We start from the raw sequence: 12,256 nt of genomic DNA, 5'->3' as shown, positions 1-12,256 counted from the left end.
CTTTTTTTAATCAAACAAGTATATAAAGAACGAATTCAAAAACAATAAGCTATGGTTAAGAAACTAATGTTTGCCCTTTTTATACTAGCTTCTGCTAATTTGTTTGTTTCATGTGCAGGCGGTTCAGATAAAAAGAAAGCCGACCAGAAAGATGAACTAACTTTACCGGATTCTATGACAGGCGATGCGCCGCTGAAACTATCAGAGGAGATCATAGGTGATGTGATACAGAATATCTCCTCACCCGTTGAAATGGCCAACCTGATTAAATCTACCGGGGTTGATTTCTCACAACAAATGCTTAACAGCCCTGAAAATATTTCTGATTACAGTACCAGTTTTAAAAGAGCTCTGAATCTTGGGGTGTATAGTGCTGATCTTGGCTATATCAATACTTATGACAAGAGCAATATTGTAGTGTCATATTTGTTGGCGGTTAAAAGTTTGGCAGATGGAATCCGTGTCGGACAATTTTTTGATTTTGAGTCCTTGAAGAGAATGGCCAGTAATTCAAGCAATCTGGATTCCCTCATGCAGATATCAGTCTCCAGCTTTAATCAGATGGATAATTATCTGCGTCAACAGAATCGTAGTAATGTTAGTGCTCTTGTAATTACCGGCGCGTGGTTGGAAGGACTTTATATCGCTTCTAATGTAATAGAGGAAACTAATAATGAAGATTTGATTAAGCGTTTAGGGGAGCAAAAAGAAGTTGTGGATATTCTTTATATCATTCTTCAGAATTATGATCAAAACCCCAATTTCAAAGTTCTTATTGATCATGTAGGCGATTTGAAAGAACTCTATAAGAATGTTAAAATCACCAAGGAAGTTGGTGAACCCAAAAGAATTGAACAGGATGGAATGCTAATAATTGTACAGGACGAAGTAAGTCATGTGAATATTTTGCCTGAAGACCTTGGCACAATAATTGACAAAATTAAAGAAATCCGAGCCGATATCGTGAGTTGATATTGAGGAAATTGTATTTAACTTTGTTGCCTGTTTATTGAAAGATTAAATTATTGTACCATGAGAAAAATATTATTTTCATTCCTTTTCATATTTGCCCTGGGGTCAAGTGCTCTTTACGGACAATGTGACCAGGATGCTCTATTGAAGCAAGCACTTTCCCAGATGGGGGATGGACAATATATAAAAGACTTTGCTGTAGACCTCCAGGGAGGTGGAGAAAAGAAATTCTCTGTAATGCTTAATAGTCGAAGTCTTTATAAGTTCAATGTTGTCAATGGAAGCGGGAATTCAGGAGAAATCCTAATGCAACTATATGACGGAGACAAGTTGCTCGTTACAAACAAAGTAGATGGGAAAGTTTATCCTGCATTTGGCTTTATTTGTAGATCTGCAAAAGTTTATAGTCTTGTTTTCTCATTTCCCGAAGGCAGCGGATGCGCCCGGGCTATTCTTTCACTTCAAAAACAATATTCGGCAGGTGAAAGCTTTTAAAAAAAGAATTGGGAATCCATTCATAAAAGAATAGCTGTAATTAATAAAGAAAATCTCTGCATTTAAGTGAATGTTGAGATTTTCTGTTTTTTATAAGCAACCATTTTTGTTTTTTTGCGTCTATTTTAAGACGATTTTTTAATTCTAATCTCAAAATCTTTGTATCATGAGTTTTAAGAAACTTTCGATTAACCTGCCCGAGCGCATTTTGCTCGCCCAAATTGTGTTAGTTTGTGCCGTTTTATTAATGGTAGTCCTTTAACAAGTCTGTTAGGACACTTTTTAATTCGGAACTTTAAAGCAGCCCTAATCCTGATGAGGCTGCTTTTTTAATTAAAAGACGTTTCTTATCCCGTTGAAATTGGTTCTAAATTCAGAAGGTGTGCAGTTTTGCTTTTTCTTAAAGATCCGGTTAAAGTTGGAGATGTTATTAAATCCACATTCATAGCATATTTCCGAAACACTTTTTGTAGTCTCAATCAACATGCGGGTGGCATAACCCAATCTTACTTCATTTACAAAATCCACAAATGACTTTCCGGTTCTTTGCTTAATTAAACGGCTAAATGAGACTATAGACATATTCAACAGTTTGGCCGCATCCTCAAGCTTAATACGTTGTACATAATTATCTCTTACAAAATTGTAAATCTTTTCAATCTTGTCGCTGTTGTAAAAATCGTTGTTTTTCTGAAAAGAGATATTGGTCAGTAATCTCTGGTCTCTGGAAATGGCAAGGTCGTAAAGCAGGGATTGAAATTCTATATACGAATCAAAACTCCTTTTTTTACTCATGTGGATGAGCCTGTCTGCGGTCATTGAAGTTGTTTCTTTCGAGAAGAGGATTCCCCGGTTAGAGTTATGAAAAAGTTCACGTATGGGTTTTAAAATGTTCTTGTGCAGAAGTTGGTTCTGAAACAGATCTCCCGGGAATTGGAGCGTTATTTCATGTAGTAAACCGGATCCGCTGTTTTTGTAATTTTCCCATCCATGGTAGAGGTTTGGACCCACCATTACCAATTCCAGATCGTCAATTTCTTCTATATGGTCTCCAACTACTCTTCGCGCTCCGCTTGCATTTGCTATGAAGTTTAACTCATATTCCGGGTGAAAATGTACCGGAAAATTAAAAAGTCTTCTTTTTCTGTCAAAAACAAGAAAACAATCATCTTCCTGAAGAGGGGTTATTTCTCTGTGAATCTTGTTGTTCATTGGATGTTATATTTAATAACTAACCAGGATTTATATGACAAATATAAACTAAATTGATGATAAAATACTATTGTAATGACGGATTAATATATGGACTGTAAATTCACAATGGTCAGAAAAATAGTGTTTTGGAAGTCTTTTTTTGGTTTGATGGAGTGAATCTTAAAAAATAGTGATATATTTTGCATTAGTTGGGGTTGTATTTTATGTGGTTTCTGATGCTGTAAGGTGTCTTATTGCTGGTTGGTTGTCCGTTAGATTTCTTTGCAAACCTCTGAAGGATTTTTCCTGAACTGCTTTACAAAGCACTTTCGAAAATATTTGACATCGTTAAATCCAACATTTTGAGCAACCTCAGGTATGGGCATTGATTTAGTCTTTAACAGCTCATAGGCTCTTTTTAATCTGATTGTCCTGAAAAAAGGGTTTACAGACTGGCCGGTTAAGCCTTTTATTTTTCGATACAGGGTAATAGAGCTCATATTCATTTCCGAAGCAAGATTTGAGACGTCATATTCAGAGTCTGAAATATGGCTCTCAATGATTTGGTGCAGTTTGTTAAGGAATTGTTCATCGGCAGAAGAAATTGCAATATCCGTTGGTGTGGTTTTTATATCTGTTAAAAACTTTTTTTGTAATTCTTCTCTGGAGTTTAGAAGGTTTTTTATTCGAACTAAAAGAATATCAGGATTGAATGGCTTGGCGATGTAATCATCTGCGCCGGTCTCCAGTCCTTTTACCATCATCTCGTTTGAATTGAGCGCAGTAAGCATGATGACTGGTATATGTGAGGTGTTAAATTCAGTCTTAATTTTATTGCAGAGCTCAATTCCACTCATTTCAGGCATCATTATGTCTGTGATAATCAAATCCGGTGTGTGCTTCCGGATGTGCTGCATTGCTACGAAGCCATTTTGGGCAAAGGTTAGTCGGAATTCTTTATTCAATAATATTTTTAGCAACTCTACCAGCTCGGGGTTGTCCTCTGCAATCAAAATGTCAGGTAATTTCTTTCCTCCTTTTTTAACAGGTTCTTTCTCGTCGTTTAATGTCGGGGGCAGCTCTTCCTGTTGTCCTGATCTCGAAACTTCAATAAATGGGAGTTTTATATGAAATGTTGTTCCTTCGCCGGGAGTGCTCTCAAGGAAAATCGTTCCATGGTGAAGTTCTACCAGTTGCTTGGTTAGATGCAAGCCAATGCCATACCCCCTTTGGTTGGAGGAGGATTCTTTGACACGGTAATATCTGTCAAATATTTGGTTAATTTTTTCCCTGGGAATTCCATTTCCGGTGTCTTTTAATAAAATTTCCAGGCCGTGATTGTTTAGGTCAGTGTTGGATTTATCAGGGAAGATATTGATCTCGACGCTTCCGGATTCTTTGTTGTATTTAATGGCGTTGGAAATTAAATTGCGAATAATGGTTTCCAAATCCTGTGGGGAGAATGGAAATATACAGGAGTTTATGGTTGAACTGAAGTTTATATGAATATTCTTTTTTGAGGCTAGCTCCTGAAAATCACCCGTTATATCTTTTATGAATGCGATAACATCACTGTAGCTGTATTCTGTTTTCTTTTGGTGTTCTTCAATCTTTTGGGTTTCTAATAACTCGTGAATAAGTCTTAGAAGTGTTTTTGCGTTGCGGTAAATTATTTGCAAAAGGCGTGGATCCTGATTTTTTGTTTTCAGCATTTTTTCTACCGGAGCAAGAATGAGGGTTAGGGGAGTGCTTAATTCGTGTGATATATTTATAAAAAAGTCAGATTTTAGTTTGGAGAGTTCTTCTGCTTTCTCAGCCTTAAGGCGTTGAATTTTCAATTTGTCAGAGTACCTGGCCCTGATGAACGAATAGCGCCATATAAAGTATAAAAGAAGAAGAAAAGCAGAAATATAAATTCCGTAAGCCAAGTCTGTTTTATAGTAAGGGGGTGTTATTTCCAGATATATGTAATCGCCCTCGTGGTTCCAGTAATTATCGTTATTGGAAGCTTTTACTCTGAATTTATACTCACCTGGTGATAAATTGGTGTAGGTGGTAAATTTTTGATGACCAATGTATTTCCACTGTTGATCAATGCCTTCCAGCATAACTGCATATTGGTTTTTTTGAGCATTAATATAATTTAATGCTGAAAAATACAGGTTTATTGAAGCCGACTGTTTAAAGTTCAGGGTTAGGGTGTCATTGGAAAATATTTGTCTCTTTTTTTCTGTAATTGGAGCATGGGATATGTCTGTGATATAAACCGGAGGAATCAGGGAATTTGATTTTATGTTTTCGGGATTGAAATAGACCAATCCTTCAGCCGTACCAAAGAATAAAATTCCTTCATTGTTTTTGTAAGCTGCTCCAGGGTTGAAAAAATTACTTGGCAAGCCATCTTCCTGAAAGTAATGATGCGTTTCGCCGTTTTGTGGATCAAAAGAGGCAAGACCATTGGAGGTGCTTATCCAGAGCCTTCCGCTGTTGTCTTCTAGGATGCCTGAAACAATTTCGTTGGGTAAGTCTATGCTGTCGGTAAGATTAAAAAATGTATCCGAGTTTTTATCATATCGATGAATGGCCATGTTGGTTCCCACCCAAAGTTGGTTTTTGGAGTCTGTCAGCAATGAGTAGATCCAATCTCCGGATAAATTGTGCTCGTTGTCGTATTTTTTTATTGTGAAGGTTTCAGGGTTAATCCGGTCCAGACCTTCATAGGTTCCAAGCCATAAAAAGCCATTTTTGTCTTCGGTAATGGTTAGTGTAAAATCACTGCTAATGGAGTTCTTTCGAGGATGGAATTTGAATTGTTTAAATTTTTCCTGTGCAGGGTTGAAAAAATTGAGTCCGCCTCCGTTTGTTGCAACCCAGATATTATTTTGTGAGTCTTTAAAAATGTCACGTACATCATTGTGTCCTATTGAATAAGGGTTTTTTGGATCATGGATCCAGCTTTGCTTTCCGCCTCCGTAATTATAAAATCGTAGACCTGTTAAAAAACCGCCTGTCCATAAATTTTCTTCAGAATCGATGTGGAGTGCTAAAATGGCATCTTCTGATAACTGGATTGAATATCGACTCTTTTGAGGGGGAATGTACGATCCCTTTTTTAAATCGTAGATGTTAAGTCCTCCTCCATCGGTTCCTATTATAAGTAATGAGTCCTTGTTTTCTATAATGGCAGATACATTGCTGTGAGTCAAGGTGCTCTTTTTGTGAGGATTCCTGGTAAGTGTTTTAAATGCCTGGCTGTTGTTGTTGAGCACGTAATTAATGCCGCCTCTTTGTGTGCCAACCCAGAAATTTCCCTGGCGGTCTTCAAAGAAACACTGGATATTGTTATCATTTAAAGAGGAAGGATCTTTATCGTCGGGGTAAACAACTTTTAGATCCAGGGCATGGTTGGTTACTTTGTACAGTCCGGCCCGGTTGCTGCAAAGCCAAAGGTCGCCGTTATTGTCACTGTTGATGTTCCAAATCCATTCCTCTTCAAAAGACTCAGGCGTGTTCTGGTTCGGAGTAAACCGGGAAAATTCACCTGTGTTTTTATTGTATATATCGAGACCTCCTTCATTTCCGATGAAAATTCTTTTGTATTTATCTTCATGTATAGAATAGATAAAGTTAGATCTTATAGTACCGGGAGTTTCTTTCCTGTAATTCTTCGTTATTCCGGATTCCGGATTATAACAAAAAAGACCCTCCGATTTTGAGCCCATCCATAATAAATTGTCGCTGTCAAAGAATAATTCCGTGATATTTCCCAGTTCTAATTGGGTGTTACTGTTACTGTCAATGTTCAGGGGGAGCAACAGTTGCTTTTCTTTATTGTATCTGCAAATGCCATGATTGCCCCAGCTTACATAAATGGTGCCGCCCTTGTCTTCGGCTATAGCCGGAACATAGTATTGAACTTGCTTTTGGTTTTCTCTGTTTAAAAGAGGTATTCTGTTAAAAGTTCCTTTTTGCTCATTGTAAAGATTTAATCCGTAGTTGGTTGCCACCCAGAAATTCTTGTTTTGATCCTCCAGTAGCTCATAGATTACATTTCCCGATATAGATGTGGTGTTATCTGCATCATGCAGGAATATCCTTGTATTTACCCCGTCGTAGCGATGCAGGCCGTTTTCGGTTGCAAACCAGATAAATCCAAGATGATCTTGAATGATGTCTGTAATGCTGTTGTGATTAAGCCCGTTATTTGTATTGATGTGTCGGAAACTAAAATCGAGAGACTGGTTTTTGGCAGACATTCCGGAATAGGCTGTAATTAAGATGAGAAGAATGGTTAAGATATACTTCATGGCCAATGTAATCTCTTTTTGATTGTATTAAGATACACAAATATTGCTTGATCTTTTTAAAATAATCCTAAAAACTATGCAGCGAAAATAAGATGCAAAATTTGTTTTTTATTTTTTGTGATATAATAATCCTATAAAAAGATAAAATAGTATAGGATGGTTGGTTTTTTAGGAAAACAAAAATTTTGAAAAATTCACATTGTATTGTTTGAGTTGTTTTGGCTGAAATGGGGTCAAGAACCAGAAAAAGAGATGTTAAGGCTGCAGTTGGGTGTTTTTGTGTGTAAATAATGAAACAAATGCACCCTTAAAATGAAAGAAATGTTTCCATGATTTATGGTTTATGATGATAAATTTGCATTGGTGTTGTTTCCTTATGAGTGGTCTTTGGAAAGAAGACAATGAAAAAAGCTTCAATCCTGACTTACGTAAAAAAGTAAAAAACGATTTTTTAACTATTAATCAAAACTGTTTATGAAAAAAATGATGAGAGTTTTTCTCGTAATGTTTTTGGTGTCCTTACATATTAATGCTTTTGGACAACAAAGAACTTTAACGGGGACTGTAACAGATGAGAGTGGTTTGCCTTTGCCGGGGGTTACGGTGGCTGTAGAGAATACGACCAAAGGAACCATTACCGATGCAAATGGAAATTACACTATTGATCTTCAGGAAGGGGAAAATAGTCTGGTTTTTTCTTTCATTGGCTTTGAGTCGCAAACCATTGATGTTTCAGGGCAAACCAGTTTGGATGTTACCCTGAAAGAAGCGGTATTGGGTATTGATGAAGTGGTGGTTGTTGGCTATGGTACGGTAAAGAAAAGTGACCTCACAGGAGCTGTTGGAAAAGTTGGTGGCGAAGAGTTGAATGCTATGGCTACCGCTGATCCCGTCCAGAACTTACAGGGTAAGCTTGCAGGTGTTAATGTGGTTTCAAATTCAGGAGAGCCCGGAAGTGGAACGCGCATTCGGGTAAGAGGTATCGGAACCATAAACAACAGTGATCCGCTTTACGTTGTGGATGGGTTCCCAATGAATAATATGAGTAATGTTGATCCTTCAAACATCGAAAGTGTGGAGGTTTTAAAAGATGCTTCTGCTACTGCAATTTACGGATCAAGGGGAGCCAACGGGGTTGTACTTGTTACTACCAAAAGCGGAAAAGAAGGAAAAGCCAGGTTTGATGTGAACAGCTATGCCGGGGTTCAGGTTATTAACGAGCGGATTGATATGGCAAATGGGTATGAGTTTGCTGAATTGAGAAAAGAAGCCTATGAAAATGCCGGATTGACTGTGCCGAAAGTTGAAATGCTGGATTACGTTATTAATAATCAGTTAGAAGGCACGGATTGGCAGGAAGAGTTGTTTAATGTGGCTCCTATTCAGAATTATTCTTTGTCTGTTTCGGGTGGTACTGAAAGTGTGAACTACAATGTTGGCGGTACCTATAATTCTCAGGAGGGAACCATTGACAATAGTGGAATTGACAAACTCTTTCTTTACTCCAATACTCAATACAATTTTTCAGAAAAAGTGTCTTTGGGAGCCAATTTGAGTTATACTTTCTACGAAAAAAATAACAATAATAACAATCAATATGGTGGCTCACTGACTGATGGTTTGCAAATGGATCCATTAACGGCTGCATGGGACGACTACACCAATAATTACGGAAAGCGGTTTATTACCGGAGGTACTACCATCGCAAATCCTGCAAGAATTGTAGATGAGGCCGAACATAATACTTCATCGGCTCATCGTCTGATTGCTAATTTTGATTTAAACATCAAAGATGTTTTCATTGAAGGGCTGGCTTTTAAAACCATGTATGCCGCCGATATTCATTTGGGAAAATCAAAAGCCTATTATCCTGAATTTTATATTGCTCCTGATCAGAAAAGAGACAAAAGCAGTCTTTATGAACAACGATTTGAGCAGATGGACTGGGTGTGGAATGGATACTTTTCATACAACAAAGATTTAGGGACGCATTCTGTCAATACTACTCTGGGTGCAGAAACTCAAAGTTTTAATTACAATGCGATCAATGCAACTGCATTCGATGTGCCATTCGATGAAGACCTGATGTATTTTGACCAGGCTCAGGATCCTGAACAAAAAACAGTGAATGGCGGAGCTGGAAAAACAACTCTTATGTCTTATTTTGCCCGAGCCAATTACAGCTTTGATAACCGCTATTTGTTAACAGCAACATACCGTGCTGATGGGTCTTCCAAATTTGTAGGAGACAATCAATGGGGGTATTTCCCTTCCTTCTCAATGGGGTGGAATGTTACTGAGGAGTCTTTTATGTCAGATGTTTACTTCTTTGACCAGCTGAAGTTTAGAGCTGGCTGGGGACAGGTAGGTAACGAGGCTTCGGTAGCGGCTAACAGCTATTTGGCTACAATGAACACAGGATATACTTATGTTTTTGGCAATTCACCTGTTGATGGAGCCAGAGCTGGAGCCTTGAGTAATCCTGATTTGAAGTGGGAGGTCACTGAGCAGCTCAATGTCGGAGTAGATATGATGTTCCTTGATCAACGGTTAAGCGCCAGTATCGATTGGTTTGACAGAGACACCAAAGATATGATCTTGCGCACTCCTATACCCTATTATGTTGGTTCCGGTCGTCCTGCGCGCAATGCCGGTACTATGAATAATACGGGAATTGAAGCTTCACTGACCTGGAACGAAAACAAAGAAGATTTCCAGTATTCCATTAGCTTGAATGCATCATCCATCAAAAATGAAGTGACCAGTTTGGCCGGAGGCGAGCCTATTAGCGGTGGAAATGCTCAGAAAATGGGTTCGGTGACACGCACAGAAGAGGGGCATGAGATTGCTTATTTCTACGGTTTGGAAACCGATGGCATCTTTAATAATGAGTCAGAACTCAATAATTATACCTGGACCGATCCGGAATCAGGATCGACAAAGGCCATTCAACCAAGTGCTGGTTTAGGAGATCTTAAATTTGTTGACCAGAACAATGATGGTGTTATTAATGAAGATGACCGTGTGAAACTTGGTAGTGCCATACCTGATTTTACAGCTGGATTAAATCTTCAAATGGCTTACAAAGGATTTGATTTTAAGGCCTTCTTTTATGGAGTTTTCGGGTCGGAAGCAGTGAATGTGCTGAAGTATTACACACATGGCTCCTTCTCTCAGTCTAACTATCATACCGATAAAATGAACCGGTGGACTCCCGACAATCCGGATACCAACGAGCCAAGGGTGATCTCAACAGATCCCAACCAGAATAGCCGGTTTTCAGATCGTCATGTCGAAGATAACTCCTATATCCGTTTGAGAAACTTGCAGATAGGTTATACCCTTGATGAGGGATTCGTTGAGTCCATTGGTCTGGGAAGTGTCAGGTTTTACCTCAATGGCGACAACCTTATGACTATTACGGATTACAGTGGTTACAACCCTGAAATTGCAGGAGGCGGAGATTTATCGAACGGAGTAGACTTTGCTACTTATCCTATGGGAGTTACGCTCACCGGTGGAGTTAATATTAAATTCTAGTTCTGCCTGAAAAGGATGATTTTAAGTAAAGTCGAAAAATAAAATAATATGGATATGAAAAGAATGAAAAATATAGTCCCTTTTCTTTTAGGGTTTTTGATAATGGGGTGTTCCGATTTTTTGGAGGTAGATCCAATTAACACCCAAAGTGAAGAAAACTTCTTTGATGAACCTGAAAACGCCATTTTGGCTGTAAACGGGTGCTACGACATCGTTGGGATGACTGAAGGTCCTGGCCCTGACGGAAACTGGATGACTCACAATTATGAGTTCTTTTGGGGAGACATTTGCAGTGATGATGCGGAGAAAGGGAGTCAACCTTCCGATTTTCAGGATATAACTGACTTGGCTACATGGGATGCCAAACCTGAAAACGGACCGGCCAATGCATTGTGGATAAAGATTTATGATGGGATGTCCCGGTGTAATACCGCTTTAACACAATTAAAATCCAGTCCTTTGGAAGATGAACTCCGGCAAAGGCTGATGGGTGAAGTTTATTTTTTGAGAGGGTATCTGACTTTTTACGGCGCTCGTGTTTTTGGAGGAATCCCTGTTTTTACAGAAAATGTAACACCCTCTGATTTTGGGGCTGTTGAGCGCGCAACACTTCATGAGACTTTTCTGCAAATTGAGTCTGATTTCGAGGCTGCTATTGGGTTTTTGCCCTATAAAGGAGAATACGGTGCTGAGAATATGGGACGTGCTACAAAAGGTGCTGCCCGGCATTATTTGGCAAGGTTGTATATGTATATGATCGGGACTGATGCTGAGAATTCTGAAATAGGATGGCAGGATGTGTATGATCAGACCAATGCGATCATTCAATCCGGCGAGTATGAGTTGGTTGCCAATTATGCAACCATTTTTGAACCTGAAGGGGAGAATAATGCCGAATCTATCTTTGAACTTCAGATGCTGGAAGGAAGTGTTGAAAATGCCCCTGAAAAAACCGGTAGTAACTTTAGCCAGTTTCAAGCCAACCGACTTGATTGGGGATGGGGATTTAATAATCCCACTGTTGACCTTTTTGAGGCTTTCGAAGATGGCGACCCCAGGTTGAGTTGTACCGTTTATGGTCCTTCTTACAATGAAGGTATCATGGGAGGCCAAAAATGGGACTATGATTTGAGTGAGCAAATGACGCCCTATTTGAATCGAAAAGCAGCTTTGATGCCTGGTGAGCGTCCCAGCATTTCAAAAAGCAGCAGCACCAATATCCGTAAAGCACGCTATGCCGAAACAATGCTGAATCATGCAGAAGCGTCCTATCATTTGGGTAATGAAGCAGAGGCCAGAAATATGGTCAATATGATTCGGGAAAGAGCCCGCAACAGCACTTATGCCCGCGGCTTTACAGAAGGTTCTTTGGATTACATACTTACAGGGTTTGCAGATAATTTGCCCGACGTTGAAGCTTCAGGAGATCAGCTACTACAGGCTATTTACCATGAACGCAGGGTTGAGCTGGCCATGGAGGGACTCCGTTTTTGGGACCTGGTACGTACCAATCGATATCTGGATGTACTGGAGAAAATAAGGACCACCTTTATGGATGCTGAAGGAAATAATCTGCGTTATGAGAATATAAACCTTGAAGCGAATGCTCAAAGTCATTCGATTACTGGCCCCAACGGAACTGTAGTTCCGCTGGCCCCAATTCCTCTGAGAGAAGTAGCAGACTGGGGAATCGATCAGAATCCGAATTATTAAGTAATTAATTTGCTTACACTTAAAAAAGAAAGCAT

General features: G+C 39.0%; 6 protein-coding genes. 4 read left to right on the top strand and 2 right to left on the bottom strand.

Going from position 1 to position 12,256, the window contains the following annotated elements:
• Positions 1 to 51: 51 nt before the first annotated feature.
• On the top strand, positions 52 to 972 hold the full coding sequence (locus tag DDZ16_RS10315) for a hypothetical protein (RefSeq protein ID WP_109264382.1): 921 nt from the start codon (positions 52 to 54) through the stop codon (positions 970 to 972).
• Between the two features lie 60 nt (positions 973 to 1,032).
• A complete protein-coding gene (locus DDZ16_RS10310) occupies positions 1,033 to 1,467 on the top strand; it encodes a hypothetical protein (RefSeq protein WP_109264381.1) in 435 nt (144 codons plus the stop codon).
• A 333-nt stretch (positions 1,468 to 1,800) separates the two neighbouring features.
• Here DDZ16_RS10310 and DDZ16_RS10300 read toward each other — a convergent pair whose 3' ends face one another.
• Positions 1,801 to 2,679 (bottom strand): helix-turn-helix domain-containing protein, encoded by an 879-nt coding sequence (locus DDZ16_RS10300; protein ID WP_109264379.1) that lies wholly within the window; start codon positions 2,677 to 2,679, stop codon positions 1,801 to 1,803.
• 254 nt (positions 2,680 to 2,933) lie between these two features.
• Positions 2,934 to 6,968 (bottom strand): hybrid sensor histidine kinase/response regulator transcription factor, encoded by a 4,035-nt coding sequence (locus DDZ16_RS10295; RefSeq protein WP_109264378.1) that lies wholly within the window; start codon positions 6,966 to 6,968, stop codon positions 2,934 to 2,936.
• Between the two features lie 483 nt (positions 6,969 to 7,451).
• Between DDZ16_RS10295 and DDZ16_RS10290 the strand changes: the two genes are divergently transcribed.
• Together DDZ16_RS10290 and DDZ16_RS10285 are read left to right on the top strand one after the other, a co-directional pair.
• Entirely contained in the window at positions 7,452 to 10,508 is a 3,057-nt protein-coding gene (locus DDZ16_RS10290; RefSeq protein ID WP_158275650.1) for a SusC/RagA family TonB-linked outer membrane protein, read from the top strand.
• A 54-nt stretch (positions 10,509 to 10,562) separates the two neighbouring features.
• The gene (locus DDZ16_RS10285; protein ID WP_198416699.1) at positions 10,563 to 12,221 is read left to right on the top strand and encodes a RagB/SusD family nutrient uptake outer membrane protein; all 1,659 of its coding nucleotides are present in this window, start codon (positions 10,563 to 10,565) and stop codon (positions 12,219 to 12,221) included.
• The last annotated feature ends 35 nt before the right edge of the window (positions 12,222 to 12,256 follow it).

Origin of the sequence: Marinilabilia rubra (genome assembly GCF_003121985.1) — a bacterium.
GTDB lineage: Bacteria > Bacteroidota > Bacteroidia > Bacteroidales > Marinilabiliaceae > Marinilabilia > Marinilabilia rubra.
Note: the sequence above shows the minus strand (reverse complement) of the source record. Positions and strands in the feature narration are given on the sequence as shown.